This window comes from Sphingobacterium prati, assembly GCF_013167215.1.
Lineage (GTDB): Bacteria > Bacteroidota > Bacteroidia > Sphingobacteriales > Sphingobacteriaceae > Sphingobacterium > Sphingobacterium prati.
Window position 1 is genome coordinate 225,109 of the sequence record NZ_JABJWY010000016.1, and the last position, 18,808, is coordinate 243,916.

Below are 18,808 nucleotides of genomic sequence, written 5' to 3' on the forward strand. Positions count from 1 at the left end.
ATCCCTTTGATTTGAAAACCATAAGCCTTATCATGATCCGGGAATGGAAACGAATTTTTTCGATTCCCAACTTCTATGTGATCTTGCTGGTGATTCCGCCTCTAATTTTTTTCTTTTATGGCTTTATCTACCAGAAGCAGTTTGCGAAAGAATTGCCGATGGCGGTCTGGGACGAGGACAGATCGTTCACTTCACGTACGCTGACCGATATGATGGAGCAAAATGAAAATATACATTTTACCGCCACTGTCTTCAGCAATGCCGAAATCGAAAAGCTCATGAAAGAAGGGAAAATTTTTGGAGCTGTGCATTTTCCGAAAAATATGGAAGCTGATGTTAAGAAAAATCACCAGTCAAACATTACGCTATATACCAATGGCGCTTATTTGGTGCCGGCAAAATTGATCTATAAGGGAGCAGCGGAGATTATCATCAAAGGGGGGCTGGCCGTGGTCTTACAAAAAGCAGTGAAACAGGGAATGCCCGCCGGAGAAGCCAATATGCTCGTGCAGCCGATCAAACTCAATACAACCGTCTTATACAATCCGGATTTTAATTACCAGCGTTATCTCACTCCCGGACTCATTACGGTTGGCATACAGATGGCCCTGATTGTGGCCGCTGTGCTGATCCTGAATCTGGAATTTAACCGAAATACCATGGATGAGCTGCTGCGGATCTCCACTTCCTCCTCGCAGATCATTGTGGGAAAAATGCTGGCGCATCTATGTATATCCTGGGTGCTGTTTGTATTGGTAGCCTGGGTAGTGTTTCCGGTTTTTGAATTGGGGAAACCGCAGACGGACTTCAATTTCTTTATCTTGTTTACGTTGATGGCGCTTGCTTGTATCGGTATCGGTATAATGCTTTCGGCAATCTCTAATAATATGCTATTTGTCACGGATGTGGCACTATTTTTTACGTCTCCGGCTTTTGTGTTCAGCGGGTTTACGTTCCCCCGATGGGCGATGCCCTGGTATGATCAATTTTATGCCAAAATCATGCCCTATACGCATTTTTTGGACGGTTTCATCAAATTGTATTTTATGGAGCTTCCCTTAGTATACGCTGCGGATGAAATGATTAAGCTGCTGCTTTTTATCGGTGCCACATTTCCCGTTGCAACCCTGTTTTTTCAGAAACGAATCAGTCAATACCTTAAAAATCAGCAACAGTGAAACAGACTTTTCAGCTATTCAAAAGAGAGTTAAGAAAGGTGTCAGGCGATTCTAGCCTATTTCTTATTTTGCTTCTTGCTCCGATCCTGTATGCTTTTATGTACGGAAGCATTTATCTGAATAAGGGCGAGGACCAGGTAAAGATCGCGTTAATTGACGATGATGGAACAGCTATTTCGAGGACATTGACCGAACAGCTGCGCTCAACACCGATGATTAGTATGGTATCAAGCGCCACTATTGCCGAGGCACAAGAAAAGATGTATCAGGGCGAGGTACAAGGATACTTTTATATTCAGCATGATTTTGAGAAAGATCTGCTTTCCATGAAACAGACCAATGTCAATCTGGTGTTAAATGCTTCCCGTTTTTTACCCTCCAGTGATTTGTTGAGTACAGTGACCAAAGTGTGCATGACGGTAGGAGCAGGCGTACGGAAGACCTATTTTAACAAGCAGGGAATGGGAGAAGATGAATCTATGAAAATGACTAATCCGATCAATATGGATTACCGTCCCCTGTACAATGCGAGCATGACCTATGGGGCTTTCCTCTTGCCTGGTTTGCTGGCGATCATATTGCAGCAAACACTGTTGATCGGCGTAGCAGCAAGTTTTACCTCGGAGAGGGAAGATGATCAGCTGGGCAAGTTATACCAACTTTCGGGACAAAGTGTTTCCAGCCTTATTTTTGGAAAAAGCCTGTTGTACTTTGTTGCCTTTATGATTTTTGGGCTTTTCTTTATTGCGATTAATTTCTCTGTTTTTGGCATACAGATTCGTGGGAGTTCTCTGGACTTAGCATTGATTACTGCGCTCTTTATCTCGGCCGTGATCGTCTTCGGGATGTTTATCGGTAGCTTTTTCAAGACAAAGCTTTTTGCTTTTCAGGTGCTGGTATTTTCATCTTACCCCATTTTTTTAATTACGGGATATTCGATGCCTTACCAAGCGCTGCCCAGAGTGGTGCAATGGATCTCCGATCTGCTGCCAACTTCACCTTTTTTAAAGATCTATATTTCTGTAGTTCAGGCAGGGGGCTCACTTCAGGATAACTTACCGACAATAATTCATTTAATACTCCTTTGGGGATTATTTTTTATTCTGTTGGTTATTAGAGTCCAGTATATCCTAAAAAAACAAGCGAATAAAAGAGACAGTCTACATTGATATCATTTTATGCAATATTATCACTTGAACTATATGTTAAAGGCGCATGCTGTAAGTCACATTTGTTTCCGAATAGATGTCAGCTACCGGCATGTGTTATTATAAACAAGACGGAACAGAAGGGCAGATGGGGTATGTCGAATAGGCATTAATGGCAAAAAGTATTTCTTTTTTGTCACATGATCCCTGTTGCTACCTCTGATCTAATAAATACCGAAAATAATCGCTAAATGCGATCAAAAACTTTTGAAACGCTTCCATGTAAGTATAATATGTGCTAATTTAAACAGATGAAAAAAAGAATTCTAGTACTTATTGATTTTTCTGAAAATTCCTGGACCGCTACCAGGTATGCAGCGTATTTGGCCCAGACCTTTAATTGGTCATTACAATTATTACATAGCTATTCAGATTCTCTCAAAGATAAAATTGATCATCATTTTGAAGGAGTACCACCGGTTTCGAAAAAAGAAAAGGCCGAGTTTGGATTGAACGAATGGGGCCGCCGGGTACAACAAGAGTTTACGGACCTCACCTATGAGACCATATGTTTGCCCGGAAAATTAACAGAGACCGTATCAAACTTATTATTCCAAAATCAATATTCATTTGTCGTCATGGGAGCTAAAGGGGGGAGCAAAATAAAATTGACCCTATTGGGGAGTAATACGATAGCATTGATAAAAAGCTGTCCTATTGGTATTTTGGCGGTTCCATTAAAAATGCCTAAGTTCCGTTTGAAAAATGTGGGGATGCTGACAAATTTTAAGGACTCTGAATTTGATCTGCTCGAAGGGATTAAAGACAATCTGTCTTTAGAATTTAATCTCGACCTATTGCATGTTACTGAGGGATATAAGCCCGCCCATCAGCAGGATGTAGCTCAGCTGAAACGAAAATCAGCTGTAATGTTTCCATTGAGCCATATCAATTACGTTGAAAAAAATGCCGTTTATAGGCTAGATTATCGTATGCCTATCCCAAGTTGTGTCGATTATATGGTTAGATCTAGAGCGATAGATTTATTACTTGTATCCTACAATCAAAAGAGCTTTTTTAAACAGCTTTTCTCCCGTAGCCTCAAAAAGGCAATTTATCAGAATTTATCGATACCTACGTATTTTAAACGGACAGCTGGATAATGGGTCATTTAAAGTTGGCTTATAATATTATCAGACACAAACTAAGATCGCACTATTCTTGTTTTCTAAACGTTTAAATACTGCATTCATAATTTTAATCCGTTAAAATAATAGTGAGGTTGTCGCAATAGGAATAGAAAATATTCTTCTGTACAGATAATCTATAAATCGATTTAAAGATTGCCCATATGGTACAGTAATGATTATCTTTATGGTGTAATATGGAATTAATAATAATTATAGGGCTCGTTCTATTGAACGGTATCTTTGCCATGTCGGAGATGTCGCTCGTATCCTCCCGGAAATTCAAGCTTGAAAATTTAAGGAAAAGGGGAAAATCTGCGGCGAAGACGGCCCTTGATTTATCGGCTAACCCTACTCGCTTTTTATCGACTGTTCAAATTGGTATTACATTAATAGGTATTTTATTGGGTGTATATAGTGGCGAAAACCTTACAAAAAATTTGGCTGCTTTTTTGAGCCAATTTGACCTACTTAAACCATACGCAATGACCTTGTCGACTACGCTGATTGTTGTGTTAATCACTTATCTCTCCATAGTTTTGGGAGAGTTATTTCCTAAACGGGTTGCGATGAAATTTCCCGAGCCAATTATCGTGATATTGGCTAAGCCCATGTTTATTCTGTCAAAGATTACGGCTCCATTTGTGTGGTTGTTGAGTGCTTCAAATAATCTGTTATTGAAAATTTTTGGAATTTCTGCAAAAAATGATGATACTTTAAGCGAGGAGGAAATCAAATCTATAATTGCAGATAGTACTATAGGAGGGGAGATTCAAGAGATTGAACAGGAAATTGTAAAAAGGGTTTTTGAACTTGGAGACCGGAAGGTTACATCTTTGATGACACATAGGCCAGACATTGTTTATTTTAAAATGAATGAAAGTTGGGAGTTGGTCCGTTCAAAGATTAATGCTGAAAAGCATTCAGCTTATCCCGTGTGTAGCGAAAAAGGTTTGGAGGAGATTCTTGGAATAGTACTTATCAAAGATCTATTCGTAGATGCGGATCCTAATGAATTTAACTTAGAGAGATTTATTAAGAAGCCTGTATTTTTTAATGAGAACTCTGATGCATATAAGGTGCTTGAACGTTTTAAGCGAGAAGGCACGCATTATGGTCTTGTGGTAGACGAATATGGTGTAATTTCGGGGATCGTCACGATGGATGATGTTTTGGATGCATTGGTAGGTGATGTATCTGAAAATTCTGATGAGGATCAAGAAATTGTACAGCGAAGTGAAAACAGCTGGTTAATAGATGGTCAGTATTCCGCATTCGAATTCATCAAAAATTTTGAGATTGAATTGCATTATGAATTAAGCAACCAATATTCTACCATAGGAGGAATGTTTATGTTTCATGTTAATGATATACCCAATGTAGGGGACAGGATTCAAATTGGTCAGTATGAATTGGAAATTGTTGATAAAGATGGGCAACGTATAGACAAGATCATGCTGACCAAGTCTTATTAGTTTTTCACCTATCGGAAGCGAATAGATTCAGTAACCGACTGAGAGGCATATTATCTGAAAATTACTCCTAAGCGTTAGGTAACAATTTCGTGTGTGAGCTAAGTGTACGGAAACGAGCTCGATCGCGGGCACGGTTGTTGCGTCGACATTCATTCTACTGATAATAAACAAGAAATCATCTTTGTCAGCTTGATTAATAATTGGAGATCCGATTAATTGGAAAGCAAACTGACAATCTGTTTTGTCTTTAATAAAAAAAATGAATAAGAAAATCTTTATTTGTGATGATGACAGTAATATAGTCGATATGTTAGCGATGGTACTACGGGAGTTTACTGATGCAACAGTATTAACTGAAACGGACAGTCGAAAAGCCTTATCGCGCTTAATAGAAGAATGTCCCGATATTTTTATCGTTGATCTCTCAATGCCATTACTCTCAGGTGATCAACTGATTAAGGAAGTTAGAAACAATGTTCTATTAAACAAAATATTGATTATTTGTATGTCTGCAAAACTGGATGCAAAAGAGATAGCAATTGAGGCTGGTGCTAACATTTATTTGCCAAAACCATTTGATATAAACGATATGATTAGCGCTGTTTCTAAAAACTCCAACAATGGTTAGGAACTGTTTTTCTTATAACGTGTTCTAAAAATGAATTTGTATAATTTCCTGTGTATTTTGCAGTGATAATCAATTCTGTCGGATGTTATTGCATAGAAGGATTTGATGATCATTTTTTATTAATTTAGATTTACCATGAATAAAATTGAACATCTAGTAATCCAGCATGTCCATAATCTTAACAACATGCCAATACTGGCTGTAGATATTTGTGGTATTATTACCTATGCTAATAATGCTGCTTGTCAACTTTTTCATGTGGAAAACAAAGTATTGCTCGGTCAACACCTTTCTCGTTTTTTTAACTTCCTTAAGACTGCACAAAGCATTCAATCCGAATTTGTGGAAAAGGAGCCCAACGTGAGTATGGAGGTTTCTCTTCCGTGTGCTACAGGCGAAGAGCGATGGGGGTTGGTAAATTCTCAACCATTGGCAGATGATAATGGGCAGATATTGGTTTATTTTTTTATTCAGGATATATCAACGTTGCGAAAGAGAGGAAATCTACAAGATATAACTGATCAAAAAGTGCACAAAACGCTGCTCAAAGAAAGTATGGAGCGTCAGGCCCGGCTTGCAGCAGTTGTTAGTACCTCGGACGATGCGATCATTAGCAAGACTTTAACAGGTTTAATTACCAGTTGGAATGCATCTGCCGAGCGAATGTTTGGTTATACAGAGGCAGAAGTACTAGGGAAACATATATCGTTGATTATTCCGGCTGACCGGATAGACGAAGAAGAAATAATTATAAGACGGATTAGTAAAGGTGGGCGGATTGAACACTTTGAAACAGTGCGTATAGGTAAGAGCGGACAAAAAATATATGTATCGCTTTCTATTTCACCTATCGTAGATGGAAATGGAATGATCATTGGGGCATCGAAAATTGCCCGAGATATTTCCCGGCAGAAAGAGTTTGAAGAAAAATTACAACGTTATACCAATAATGTTGAGATTTTGAATACAGTAGGAAAATTGGTATCGGAAAGTTTAGACGTAAAAGAGATTCTTCAAATAGTCATTGATGCCTCTACAAAAATTATCGGTGCGGAGTTAGGTATCTTTATTTACCACGATCAAAATAAAAATGATGAACCCGATTTCGCATTTGCCAATTCTGGTGTTTTTTCTGAGCTTTTGATAAAAGAAAAGATATTGGAGTCGAATTTTTTATCCAGTGAACCCAACTGGGAACAAGTTGCAAGAAGCACAGATCTGACTCACGATAACCTATACAAGGACAAGTTCCTAGTTTCCTCTTGGTTTAAAGATCAATCGGTAATCAAGAGCTATCTAGGAGTACCCGTCGTTTCGAAATCAGGTAAAACAATTGGTCGTCTTATTTATGGACACCAAGAGGAGGGACAGTTTATGGAAGATCAGGAAAAACTTGTTATTGGGATTGCTACACAGACTAGTACGGCGCTTCAAAATGCCAAACTTTATGAAAAGATTCAGTTTCTCAATAAGAAGAAAGATGAGTTCGTTGGACTTGCCAGCCACGAATTGAAAACACCAATTACTAGCCTCGTTGGTTTTTTGCAGCTATTGAGTATGCGAATGCAGACAGGAGACATAAATAAGCCCATTGTTGATAAAGCGCTTAAGCAATCAAATCGCTTGTCGATTCTCATCGATGACATGTTGAATGTGACTAAAATAGAATCGGGTCAGTTGTCGCTTTCATACGCTTTATTCGATCTCGGATGTATGGTACAAGAAATCATTGAAGAGGTACAGTATACGACGCACTCACACCATATTGAGTTTCACAGTGAGAAGCCATCTTTTTTGATATCAGCTGACAAATTGCATTTAGAGCAAGTGTTGGTTAACCTGCTTAACAATGCTATCAAGTATTCTCCAGGAGCACATCAAGTCAAGGTGTATCTTGCTGAATATTCAGGGTATGCGATCTTACGCGTGCAAGATTTTGGTATGGGAGTACCTGTCGGGCAGCAGGAACACATTTTTTCAAGATTTTATAGAGCAGAGGGAATAAATCCTCATATTTCCGGCCTCGGACTTGGACTATATATCAGTAAGGAAATTATTGACAGACATGGAGGAGAACTAACCGTTGAAAGCCAACTTGGTGAGGGATCAATATTTGTTGTAAAAATACCAATTTAAATTATGATTCCTGAGCTGTGTTGTGGCACTGTTTTGAAAAAAACTTTCGTCCTCGAGCTATGTTCTCCAGAGATCATTTTTGAGTGGGCGCAACAAATAGTATGGGCAGATGAGTTAATATCTTGCATAAACCCATTGCTTGGATAGGCACATAATAGACAGAAGACTTGTGTTTGGCAAAAACGGTTCCATAAACTTTCCAAATGCACTGTAGCTGATCTTTCGCCTTTGGCCCATAAAAGTGCTACCATTTCTCCAAAGGCTCTTACAATTCGGTTTCTATCAGTCGCACGTTTAATGATTCTCGTGATAGTTTGTTCAAATAGCTGTGCTTCTGGCCATCCGTTGACCATGAATTGGGCTAATGTTTCTTCGGCATCCAAAAGAATTAGTTGGTCATCGGAAATTAGCTCCGTTAAAGCAATGTCCTGATCAGTCAAGCGATCGGTTATTGCTTTCAGGTGGGCTGCGGTAGCTATCAGTACAACGCATTCACCAGCTGTTAAGCCACTGCTGACAAATCCTTCTAATGTAAGGAGAAAAGACTCATCATTTTCATAAATCTGTACGACATGTTCTGTCGGAGCAATCTCTCCCCAAAATATGCTGATGTCAGCAGTTTGCCATTCCGCATTTTCGAGTTTTTTTATCATCATTATTGTTTAATTATAACCTCAGTCGCTATTTATATATTAACGAATCCCGAAGAGATATGTTTTGTTTTCTGTCTTTAGAATTTATGCTTCGGTAAGCAATTATAAGAAATAGTCTTATAAGATCTGAAAAAAATAGATACTTCTGTCATATTGGACTGTTAATCGATGTCTTTGCCTGATGTCTTTGTCATCAAAAATTATTTACAGTGGAAGGTGTTGATAAATCCAATAAAGGCCAAAGTTGCTTAGTGACAATACGTTGTGGTTTGGTACAAAAGGACTTTTCTGCGTAAGAAAACGTGGGCTTAGAAATACCAAGATTAGGAATGGTGAGTTTAATTAAGGATGAGGTGAATAAATAATCTTATATTCATCTGAAAACCATGCAACAGTGAATAACACATCAAGGAATAACCTTTTTATTGAATGTTATCCTGCAATTCTGTATCTATGATCGGATTAATTAAGTATTTACCATTTTCTGTTCTTTCGATAAATTTTGATAGATCAAACTCAAGGAACAAAGTGTGAATTTGATTTGCTATCAGTTGATTGTTAGTTGGGATGAGGATTGGAATATACCGTCCTTCGGGAGCTTCTAGTTTATGAGAAGCTCCATCTACCACGATTTCATTTCCCTCAGTTGCTAATTGGAGAATCACTTCGTGTATAGTACCATGGGGTACATGGCCAGTGGCGATGAGACTATCTTTTTCTATAGAGAGGATATTTAACCTTTTGTTGGCCCTAATCTTTCCTGCTCCTGACGACGTGCGGGTCCATATCTCTTCCATATTTAGATAAAGCGCATCATAATGATTGGTGGCATCTTTTATTTTTACCTTTAAATGTGCCTGCTCAGCAGCCGGGCTATCATCATCATGACAGGCAGCTAAGAACGTCAGAAGTGTGACGATTATGATATACCTTAAACGAGTCGCAAGCGTATAAATAGATTTGTCTTTCGTCTTGGGTGAATTACAGCTCATAATATTTTTTTGTTGGAACAAAAGCTAAAGACTTATCGTTTGATTTTGTTCCAATAAAAAAATAGTTATTTCTAACTGTACCGCTAAATAAAATTACTTTATAAAATATATGATGCTTTGGCGGCTTGAACGACATATGGCGGATGTTACATATCATCCAGTTCTTCTTTGGTATAACCTCCTGTACAGTCCATACATGCATCCGCATATGCGCTGTATTCGTCATAGGCGGCGCCTATTTTTCCAAAAAGGGTGATAATACGGTCTATTCTTATCTGAAGTCCATCTTCCATCACAATAAAGACTCCGCTATTTCTTTCTTCTCTTAATTCAACAATGGTCCCCTGCGCCTCGCTGAGCTTCTTATCCTCTTCAAAATAGAAGATTTTGCCCCTGTTTTTATTGTTAATCTGTTCGTTGATACTCTCCCTATATTCCCAGGCTACTGGGAGATATGCATTATGTTTAGTCTTCATACCCAAATTTTATCAAATGTTCAGTACTCTTCTCAGACTTTGTTTACTGTAAGTTACATATAAAAAGTCTTTTGGCGAACTTGAACAAATATGCTAGTGTATCTCAGATACACACATATACAGTTGTTTCTATGAATGGATTTAGGTCTTCACTTTTCGATAACTAGGCTATCTACACCTAAATCCTTGTCTTTTTACATGTCGTGATGTAGTTTAACCATGGAGGCGATATTGGAAGGAACTTGAGTTTTGGGGATATAAAATTTTTTATTTGGGTAATAATGATTTTGATTTAGTAAAATCTATCTTTACATTAAGTTCGTTATTCGTATCAATTAGATGAATTATACCAAATGAAATCTCCTAAAGAAATTGCTAAACTCGAAAAACTCAAAAATGGAGATCTTGATTCATTTAATGAAATTTATTTCCAATATTCTCCCAAGATCTATGTCAGGTTGATCCGATTGGTTAAAAATCAGAGTATTGCAGAGGAGATTCTTCAGGACGTATTTACTAAAATATGGCTTCATCGGGAAAGCATTGATCCCGCCAAAGGATTTGTCTCTTTTCTTAACCATATTTCCGATAATTTAGCCATGGATTTTTTTCGAAAAGTGCAACGGGATAAAGCACTTCAATTGGAAGTATGGGCTTCAGCGATAGAATTGTATTACCATACCGAAGAAAAACTGTTCTTAAAAGATAAACAGCAGATATTGTCAAAAGCTATTGACTCATTGAGCCCTAAGCGAAAAGAGATTCTGATGCTCAATAAATTTGAGGACAAAAGCTACAAGGAGATCGCGGATATGCTGGGTATTTCTGTTTCTACGGTCAGCAATCAGTTGGTCAGTGCACTCAAAGATATCAAGGAATATATCCGAAAAAATTATCGTGACGAATATATAATCAGCCTTTTTGCGGCTTTTTTATTCAATTTATAAAAAAAAATGAAAAAGCAATAGTGTGATTCTATCTACCAAGCGTATAGAGAAGTACAATGCAGCAATGTGTTGAACTAATTATGGACAATTTTGAAAGAGCATACCTTTAAAGATCAGCTGTTTGCGTATATCCACAACCGATTGGAGGCGCAGTATTACGAGTCTTTCTTTGATGAAATGGCGAAGACGGATACTGTGCTTCTTGAATCATGGGTAGCGGAGATACTAGACCCGGATGAAACGCAGCTCCAGCAGATCCCATTGCCTGACTTGAAAAGTGTTCATCTGAAAATATTAGAAAATATCTATACCATAGACCCTCCTAAACGCACCGTCCTACGAAGAATGCGCTTTTGGGCATGGGCGTCCTGTGCCGCAGTGCTGCTATGCGTACTGTCGGTTCTTTATGTAAAAAAATCCTCTACATTACCAGATGATCGTATAATTTGGTATGAAAATAAAAATACATACACGGTCTATAAGCTGCTTCCAGATAGCAGCACTGTTATCCTTTATCCACAGGCGAAAATCGGTTTTGAATATAATAAACCAGGCAGCCGTAAAGTACAGCAGTTGCAAGGACGTGTCGTCTACAAGGTATATAAAAACAAGGGAGCCCCGTTTCAGGTCAATTACAAAGGTTATTTGACGACTGCTTTGGGGACAATATTTAGCGTAGATCCTAAGGATAGCGATCATGTACTGATAAAATTAATGGAAGGTAAAATTGCTGTAGGACCAGTTGCCGCGGACAGCCGAAGCTTAATATACCTCAAACCAAAAGAGGAAGTATTGGTCAACTTAAATCTCCAGCAGATGATTAAGTTTTCTGAGCCCGAATTGACAAAATCTCAGCCAGCTCGGGTGGATAAAGCGTTAAGGAAGCTCATTCCAAATCTTACCGCCAATGTAGAGTGGAGCAATCAATCCGTCAAATTCAACCAAACCAAAAACCTTCAGCTGTTGAGAGTAATCGAGAGCCTCTATGATGTGTCGATTATCTGTGATAGTCCCGATTTATTGAATAGTTCATTCACAGGCAGCTTAAATAGTAAGGAACCATTGGTGAATTTCTTAACAAGTTTCTGTCAATTGAACAGTTGTACATTCCAGGTGAACAATGGCATTGTCCACATTAGTCATTCGGGAAGAAAGGAGGACGTACAGTAGGATAGAACCAACCCAAGTCAAATTAAATCAATAAATCAGAATAACCAACTGTAAACAATTATGAAGCATATTCTAATCAAATTAATGCTCGTGGGATTGCTATTTTCCTACTTTTCTGTAGGATTTGCGCAATCTAACCTGAAAGTAAATGGTAAAATAGTAGACAATGAAGGCAATACATTGCCGGGCGCTACTATTGATCTTATCCATGAAAAGACCAGCAAAAAACTCCATTTTGTAGCCGATAACAATGGATTGTTTGTTTTGGCCCCACTGCTTGCTGGCGAAAATTACTCGATCTATGCCCACCATCTCGGATACGATACCGATTCGGTTAAGCATTTTGTGGCAACGGCGACCAGCAAAAATACCGTACTCATTCGCCTGAAATCAAACACAGGAATGATGGACGAAGTTGTTGTCGTCGGTTACGGGACGCAGAAAAAAGTCAATCTGACGGGTGCAGTATCTGCTGTATCGGGTGATGATTTGAACAATAGACCTGCGGGGCAAACCTCTTCAGCCCTTCAGGGCATGGCCTCGGGAGTAACTGTTACGCAGCGTTCAGGAAAGCCGGGGGCAGACGGCGCTGATATCCGTATTCGGGGTATTGGTACACTCGGCAATGCAGCACCTTTGGTATTAATTGACGGAATCGAAGGCTCTATTAATAATATAGATCCCAATTTGATTGAGAATATCTCGATATTAAAGGATGCCGCGTCGTCGTCAATCTATGGCTCTAGGGCAGCCAATGGTGTCATCTTGGTTACGACCAAAAGAGGGAGTTCCGATAAAGTCGCGATAGTGTACAATAATTATTTTGGCTGGCAGTCGGCAACCAATATGCCCAAGATTGTCAATGCATTGGATCATATGCTCCTGACAAATGAAGCCTATACTAATGTTGGAGCAAGCCCACTGTATCCCAAAGATATCATTGCCGCATATCGTAACCAAGGCAACGGCAGTTCGGATGAGTATCCAAATACAGATTGGCAAAAGGAGTCATTGCAGGGAAATGGATTCCAGCAAAGTCATTTCCTAACGGTCAATGCCGGAACAAACAAAGTGAAAATGCTGACTTCTGTCGGTTATTTCGATCAAAAAGGTTTGACACTGAATAGCTCGTTTAAGCGCTATACCATACGGAACAACGTGGATGTTAAGTTTTCAGATCAATTGGCGCTAAAATTTGATTTCCAATACGTCAATCCGATCGTGACCTCACCTGCGGCCAGCATCGAAGAGCTTTTTCAGTGGATGAGCAGTATTCCGGCCAATCAATCCTTTAGAAATTCCAACGACACTTGGGGATTGGGTTGGAATGGAAATAATCCCGTGTCGGCGGCGGCCGATGGCGGTGTTGCCACCAACAAAAGCCCATTTGGCAGTATCAACGCTTCATTGATCTATAAACCCAAAGCGTGGTTGACTGCTGAGATCAATTATGCACCGAAATATGCGACCCAGGTCAACAAGAATTTCAGAAAGGCAGTACAGTCGTATTTCCCAAACGGCACGCCGAGCTTTTCAGTTCCGGTCCGCACGGCACTTACCCAATACAATAGTCAGGAACTTTTTAATAATATGAGAGCCACCCTGACGCTCAACAAGGATTTTGGTCCACATCAGTTAAAGGCATTGGTTGGTGGTTCGCGGGAAGATTATAAGATTGATTATACCCAGGGATTCAGAGACAGCTATGTGCTCCCTGACTATGAAGTGCTCAATGCGGGGTCTGCACTGAATCAGTCAGCTACTGGAAGCGCTTCTGAGTGGGCATTACAATCCTTATTCTCCCGTATCAATTACGTATTCAAAGATCGTTATCTTTTGGAGCTTAATGCACGTTATGATGGCTCCTCCAGGTTTGCCAAAGGGAACCGCTATGGATTTTTCCCTTCGGCATCAGCCGGATGGCGTTTTTCCGAAGAGGAATTCCTGGCCACATCTAAAAGCTGGCTGACGGAAGGGAAAATTAGGGCGTCATGGGGGAAATTGGGAAATCAGAATATTGGGACTTATCCAGCGGTGGCATCATTGAACCTCGGATCATACACGCTGGGCAATGGTATCGTCAATACAGCAGCATTAAATGATATGTCCAATCCCGATATTACCTGGGAGTCAACCGAGGAAAAAAATATCGGTATTGATCTCACCTTATTTAAGCGCTGGACAATTACGGCCGATCTCTACAATCGGAAAACCAGCGACATATTACTCCAACTGGACATCCCACTGATTATTGGATTGAACAAACCGTATCAAAATGCGGGAGTCGTCGAAAATAAAGGTTGGGAACTTTCCATGGGCTATCGGAGTGATCCGGGCAAAGCCTTTAAATATAATTTTACGTTTAACCTCTCTGATGTCAAAAACAAAGTGTTGGATATGCGGGGAATCAATCAGACCGGTTTGACCGTCAATCGCGAAGGCTATCCCATTAATTCCATCTTTGGCTATCTTTCGGAAGGTTTTTTCCAGACCGCCGAAGAAGTGAAAGCACATGCTACACAGTTTGGTACCTTGGCTCCAGGTGACCTCAAATATCGCGATCAAAATGGCGATGGCATGATTAATGAGTCCGATAAGGTCATCATCGGGAGTACGATTCCACGATATACCTATTCGCTCAATTCCAATTTAAGTTTCAAAGGATTCGACCTCAGTTTTCTGTTACAGGGTGTGGGGAAAGCCGATGGTTACCTCTATGGTGCCGGTATCCAGCCATTTACAACGACCGGGGCAATTGGCGGTACGATCCGTGAGGACAATAAAGACCGATGGACACCTGACAATACCACGGCCAAATATCCGCGCTTAGCTTTCGGGCAGAATAACAACCAGCAATCCTCCCAGTTTTGGATGAAAAATGCCGCCTACCTTCGGCTGAAGAATTTGCAGCTCGGCTATACGTTTCAGGCAGACGTGCTAAAGTCTATCGGACTGAACAGGCTCCGGGTATTTGTCAATGGCTCAAACCTCTTCAGTGTGGATAAGTTCTGGGACGGTTATGATGTCGAAGCACCAGTAGGCTATGGTAATTTTTACCCACAGGTCAAAGTATATTCTTTTGGACTGGATATTACATTATAAACTTTGGATTATGAAAACTCTAAATAAACTCGCTTTATATATTGCATGTATTGCTGTCCTATTTTTGGTGGGGGCATGTGAAAAATACCTGGATAGATCTCCATTGGATGGCCCTTCGGACGAAAATTATTTCAAAAATCAGGATGAATTAACTTTGGTTGTTAACGGTTTGTACAGTGCCTTGGCATTTCACCCTACGGATGATATGCCCATCAACCTGACACTTGATGATGCCACAGATATCGGCTGGGATCGTAATACCTCTGATCTACAAGCAGTAGGAAGAGGAGATCACGATAGTAACAATGGTTATATTCGGAATATCTGGACCAACTCCTATAAGGTCATTGGCAAATGCAATTTCATTTTGGACAATATCCAGAAGTTGGATGGGAAGATGGATGCCAATCTTCAGCAGCGCTATAAGGCTGAGACACAATTTATCCGGGCCTATGTCTACCAATATTTAATCGATTATTTTGGTGGAGTACCTTTGGTAACGAGCAGCCTAAGCCTTGTTGATGCGAATGTTCCGAAAACAGCTAAGGCTGAAATTGTTAGCTTCATCCTCAAAGAACTTGATGAAGCTGCAGCGATTTTACCAGTTAGCTATGGCTCGACAGATATTGGGCGTGCGACCAAAGGGGCTGCATTGGCCATACGCGCTCGGGCAGCACTTAATAATGGGTTATGGGAAGAAGCAGCGCGTTCTGCTAAAGAAATCATGGACCTGAAAGTATATGCCTTACATGCTGATTTCGGCCAATTATTTACCTACGATGGGCAGACTTCTAAGGAGATTATTTTTGCTTTTCAATATCTGCGATTACAAAAAACAAAGACCCACAGTGCTACCCGCGGATTTCTGTCGCGTAACGCACAGGGGACTTCCAACAAAATCCCATCGCAATCCATTGTTGATAGCTATCTCTGCACCGACGGATTGGCCATTGACAAATCTTCCAGATTTGATCCTAAAAAACCTTTCGTCAATCGGGATCCACGCCTAGGGTATACTATTGCACTTCCCGGTACCACATTTTTTGGTTTTCAATTTGAAACCCATAAGGATAGCGTATCGTGTTGGAATTATTCTTACAATAGATCTTTACCTGCTCGGATTAAAAATGAGGATGCGATCAATGCTTACGCAAGCTTTTCGGGCTATTGCTGGAAAAAATATGTCGACATCAAGGACAAGGATTTTACCATGGAGTCGGAACTAAATATCATTCAGAGTCGATACGCTGAGGTATTATTGATTTACGCTGAGGCGATGATCGAGAGCAATAAAGCAGACCAAACGGTGTATGATGCGATCAATAGTATTAGGCAACGCCCTAGCGTCGATATGCCAGCAATCCCAAGCGGTAAAACACAAGCTGAACTGCGTGAGATCGTACGAAAAGAAAGACTTTATGAATTGGCCAATGAGGGCTTTCGCCTGGTCGATTTGAGACGTTGGAAACTGGCCGATAAATTTATGAATTCGACCCTTTATGGTCGAATTCCAAAAGGTTTGCTCGCCGATGCGCCTACGATCGATGCAGATAGTTACGTGAATTATAAAAATGTAGCCAATCAGAAAGATATGCGTGTCATTGAACTTCGTAAGTTTGATCCGAACAAGAATTATCTTTGGCCGATTCCGAACATTGAAATTGTAACCAATAAAAATCTGGAGCAAAATCCAGGCTATTAAATCAAGACATGATGAGAAAAGCAATTTTAGCGACTATGGGACTTTTGACTATTTTCTTTCAAATAGTTAAGGGTCAAGCCGACAAGCAGGTAGATTTATGTATTTATGGAGCCACTTCTGCGGGTGTGATCGCTGCCTATACCGCTTCACAGGCCGGCAAATCCGTCTTGCTGATCGACCCGGGGACAAGGCTAGGTGGACTTAGTTCGGGCGGATTAGGGCAGACAGATATCGGGAACAAATATGTGGTGACCGGATTGGCTTTGGATTTTTACCGTAAAATGGGTAAGCATTATGGTAATTTTGAGCAATGGATCTTTGAACCCAAAGTTGCAGAATCTATTTTTAAGGATTATTTACGGCATTCGCAGACGCAACAGCTTTTGGGATATAGGTTGACAGAGGTGACCGCCAAAAATCGATCGATCAAAATGATTACGCTAATTCCAAGTGAAAGTAGGGACGGCAAAAAGATGATTATTGCGGCCAAAATATTTATGGACTGTAGCTATGAGGGCGACCTCATGGCCAAAGCAGGCGTATCTTATCATGTGGGCCGCGAGTCGAATAGCACCTATGGTGAGACCATCAACGGCGTACAATTGCTGGATGGTCATCAGTTTCCCGATGACGTAGATCCCTACAAGGTAAAGGGGGATTCCAAAAGTGGTATTTTATGGGGTATAAATAATGAGTCTTTAAAAGAAAATGGAACGGGAGACGCCAAGGTCCAAGCTTATAACTATCGGATTACATTGACCAATGTTCCTGTTAACAGGATAGCAATTACCAAGCCTGAAAATTATGATGCGTCCAAATATGAACTCCTAAAAAGACAAAAGGAAATTCAACCATGGAAGAGTATACAAGATGTCTTTATATGGAGTTTGATGCCTAATGGAAAAACAGATATCAATAACAGAAATGGATTTTCAACAGATATGATAGGCATGAACTGGCGCTATCCCGAAGCGGATTATTTCGAGCGGAAGGAGATTATCAAGGCGCACGAAGACTATACCAAAGGGTTATTATATTTTGTTGCGAATGATAGCTCTGTGCCGGAGTCAATCCGAAAGGAGTTTAAAAAGTGGGGTTACCCCAAAGATGAATATCTTGACAATGGGCATTGGTCTCCACAATTATATATCCGCGAAGCGCGAAGGATGATTGGTGATGTCGTCATGACACAAAACCACTGTCAGGGTCGTGAAGTCGTGTCCGATGGGGTAGGCTACGCCGCATATACTATGGATTCGCATAATTGTGATCGATTGATTATCAATGGTATGGTCAAGAATGAAGGCAATGTTGAAGTTGGCGGATTTTCTCCCTTTCCGATATCCTATAGGGCTATTGTTCCCAAAAAGGAAGAAATCAACAATCTGCTAGTTCCTGTATGCCTGTCAGCAAGTCATATCGCCTTTGGTTCCATTCGCATGGAGCCCGTATTTATGGTGTTGGGGCAGTCCGCTGCTGTGGCAGCCTGCGAGGCCATCGACAACAAAACTACCGTTCAGGATGTTGATATAAAACGGGTGCAAAAAACATTGCGTAACAACCCGAAGGCGGATGGCCGTAGAGCCGATTATTTGATCCATGTGGAAAATAAAGATCAGGTTACTTTGAAGGGTGCTTGGCATAAATCCGCAAAAAAAGGTTATGGTATGAGTTATCAGGAAGTAGACAATGATCCGGCAGCAGCAGCATGTTTCATTCCGGGAAAAGATTTTACTGGGGGGGAATATAAACTCTACAGCTATTTCCCCAAAACTGCTGAAAGTACAGTTACGGGGAAATTTATTATTAATACAGGGAAAACAAGTATCGAAAAAAATATAAATTTTAAGGAGGTAAGTATTATGGGACAGACAACAAGTACCTGGGTAGAGCTGGGAGAATATGAGTTTGAGGAAGGAAGTAACAAACCTTTTGTTGAAATTACGCCCAATGCGAAAGGAGTACTGGCCGCAAATGCTATATTATGGGTACCTGTTTCAGACCAAAATTGATC

General features: G+C 40.2%; 14 protein-coding genes. 11 read left to right on the plus strand and 3 right to left on the minus strand.

Annotated elements, in window-relative coordinates; translation table 11 throughout:
* The first annotated feature begins 11 nt into the window (after positions 1-11).
* From HPC41_RS04675 to HPC41_RS04700, 6 genes are all read left to right on the plus strand, one after another.
* Positions 12-1,178 carry an ABC transporter permease gene (locus HPC41_RS04675; RefSeq protein ID WP_246250392.1) on the plus strand — a complete coding sequence of 389 codons (1,167 nt, stop codon included), beginning with the start codon at positions 12-14 and terminating at the stop codon, positions 1,176-1,178.
* Positions 1,175-2,347 carry an ABC transporter permease gene (locus tag HPC41_RS04680; protein ID WP_172392813.1) on the plus strand — a complete coding sequence of 391 codons (1,173 nt, stop codon included), beginning with the start codon at positions 1,175-1,177 and terminating at the stop codon, positions 2,345-2,347. Before HPC41_RS04675 ends, HPC41_RS04680 begins: the two co-directional genes overlap by 4 nt.
* 290 nt (positions 2,348-2,637) lie before the next feature.
* Complete coding sequence (locus HPC41_RS04685) at positions 2,638-3,489, plus strand: universal stress protein (protein WP_172392815.1); 852 nt, start codon at positions 2,638-2,640, stop codon at positions 3,487-3,489.
* A 221-nt stretch (positions 3,490-3,710) separates the two neighbouring features.
* Entirely contained in the window at positions 3,711-4,988 is a 1,278-nt protein-coding gene (locus HPC41_RS04690; RefSeq protein ID WP_172392817.1) for a hemolysin family protein, read from the plus strand.
* A 259-nt stretch (positions 4,989-5,247) separates the two neighbouring features.
* On the plus strand, positions 5,248-5,616 hold the full coding sequence (locus HPC41_RS04695; RefSeq protein ID WP_172392819.1) for a response regulator: 369 nt from the start codon (positions 5,248-5,250) through the stop codon (positions 5,614-5,616).
* Positions 5,617-5,751: 135 nt separating this feature from the next.
* Entirely contained in the window at positions 5,752-7,752 is a 2,001-nt protein-coding gene (locus tag HPC41_RS04700) for a sensor histidine kinase (RefSeq protein ID WP_172392820.1), read from the plus strand.
* On the opposite strand, the gene HPC41_RS04705 is transcribed toward HPC41_RS04700, so the two are convergent.
* The 3 genes from HPC41_RS04705 to HPC41_RS04715 form a co-directional block, all read right to left on the minus strand.
* On the minus strand, positions 7,749-8,408 hold the full coding sequence (locus HPC41_RS04705; RefSeq protein ID WP_172392822.1) for an MEDS domain-containing protein: 660 nt from the start codon (positions 8,406-8,408) through the stop codon (positions 7,749-7,751). The two genes, HPC41_RS04700 and HPC41_RS04705, sit on opposite strands and share 4 nt — an antisense overlap.
* A 419-nt stretch (positions 8,409-8,827) precedes the next feature.
* On the minus strand, positions 8,828-9,397 hold the full coding sequence (locus tag HPC41_RS04710) for a DUF4382 domain-containing protein (protein WP_172392823.1): 570 nt from the start codon (positions 9,395-9,397) through the stop codon (positions 8,828-8,830).
* Positions 9,398-9,543: 146 nt separating this feature from the next.
* Entirely contained in the window at positions 9,544-9,873 is a 330-nt protein-coding gene (locus tag HPC41_RS04715) for a hypothetical protein (protein ID WP_172392824.1), read from the minus strand.
* A 353-nt stretch (positions 9,874-10,226) separates the two neighbouring features.
* On the opposite strand from HPC41_RS04715, the gene HPC41_RS04720 reads away from it, so the two are divergent.
* The 5 genes from HPC41_RS04720 (at position 10,227) to HPC41_RS04740 (ending at position 18,806) form a co-directional block, all read left to right on the plus strand.
* On the plus strand, positions 10,227-10,820 hold the full coding sequence (locus HPC41_RS04720) for an RNA polymerase sigma factor (protein WP_172392826.1): 594 nt from the start codon (positions 10,227-10,229) through the stop codon (positions 10,818-10,820).
* Between the two features lie 90 nt (positions 10,821-10,910).
* Entirely contained in the window at positions 10,911-11,990 is a 1,080-nt protein-coding gene (locus tag HPC41_RS04725) for a FecR family protein (RefSeq protein ID WP_172392827.1), read from the plus strand.
* A gap of 60 nt (positions 11,991-12,050) precedes the next feature.
* Positions 12,051-15,092: a SusC/RagA family TonB-linked outer membrane protein gene (locus HPC41_RS04730; RefSeq protein ID WP_172392828.1), complete on the plus strand. Its 3,042-nt coding sequence runs from the start codon at positions 12,051-12,053 to the stop codon at positions 15,090-15,092.
* A 10-nt stretch (positions 15,093-15,102) separates the two neighbouring features.
* Complete coding sequence (locus HPC41_RS04735) at positions 15,103-16,794, plus strand: RagB/SusD family nutrient uptake outer membrane protein (protein WP_172392830.1); 1,692 nt, start codon at positions 15,103-15,105, stop codon at positions 16,792-16,794.
* An 8-nt stretch (positions 16,795-16,802) separates the two neighbouring features.
* On the plus strand, positions 16,803-18,806 hold the full coding sequence (locus HPC41_RS04740) for an FAD-dependent oxidoreductase (RefSeq protein ID WP_216660658.1): 2,004 nt from the start codon (positions 16,803-16,805) through the stop codon (positions 18,804-18,806).
* The last annotated feature ends 2 nt before the right edge of the window (positions 18,807-18,808 follow it).

Coding starts and splice junctions, on each gene's coding strand:
- HPC41_RS04685 (WP_172392815.1), top strand. CDS start 2,638: ATGAAAAAAAGAATTCTAGTACTTATTGATTTTTCTGAAAATTCCTGG.
- HPC41_RS04690 (WP_172392817.1), top strand. CDS start 3,711: ATGGAATTAATAATAATTATAGGGCTCGTTCTATTGAACGGTATCTTT.
- HPC41_RS04695 (WP_172392819.1), top strand. CDS start 5,248: ATGAATAAGAAAATCTTTATTTGTGATGATGACAGTAATATAGTCGAT.
- HPC41_RS04700 (WP_172392820.1), top strand. CDS start 5,752: ATGAATAAAATTGAACATCTAGTAATCCAGCATGTCCATAATCTTAAC.
- HPC41_RS04705 (WP_172392822.1), bottom strand. CDS start 8,408: ATGATGATAAAAAAACTCGAAAATGCGGAATGGCAAACTGCTGACATC.
- HPC41_RS04710 (WP_172392823.1), bottom strand. CDS start 9,397: ATGAGCTGTAATTCACCCAAGACGAAAGACAAATCTATTTATACGCTT.
- HPC41_RS04715 (WP_172392824.1), bottom strand. CDS start 9,873: ATGAAGACTAAACATAATGCATATCTCCCAGTAGCCTGGGAATATAGG.
- HPC41_RS04720 (WP_172392826.1), top strand. CDS start 10,227: ATGAAATCTCCTAAAGAAATTGCTAAACTCGAAAAACTCAAAAATGGA.
- HPC41_RS04730 (WP_172392828.1), top strand. CDS start 12,051: ATGAAGCATATTCTAATCAAATTAATGCTCGTGGGATTGCTATTTTCC.
- HPC41_RS04735 (WP_172392830.1), top strand. CDS start 15,103: ATGAAAACTCTAAATAAACTCGCTTTATATATTGCATGTATTGCTGTC.
- HPC41_RS04740 (WP_216660658.1), top strand. CDS start 16,803: ATGATGAGAAAAGCAATTTTAGCGACTATGGGACTTTTGACTATTTTC.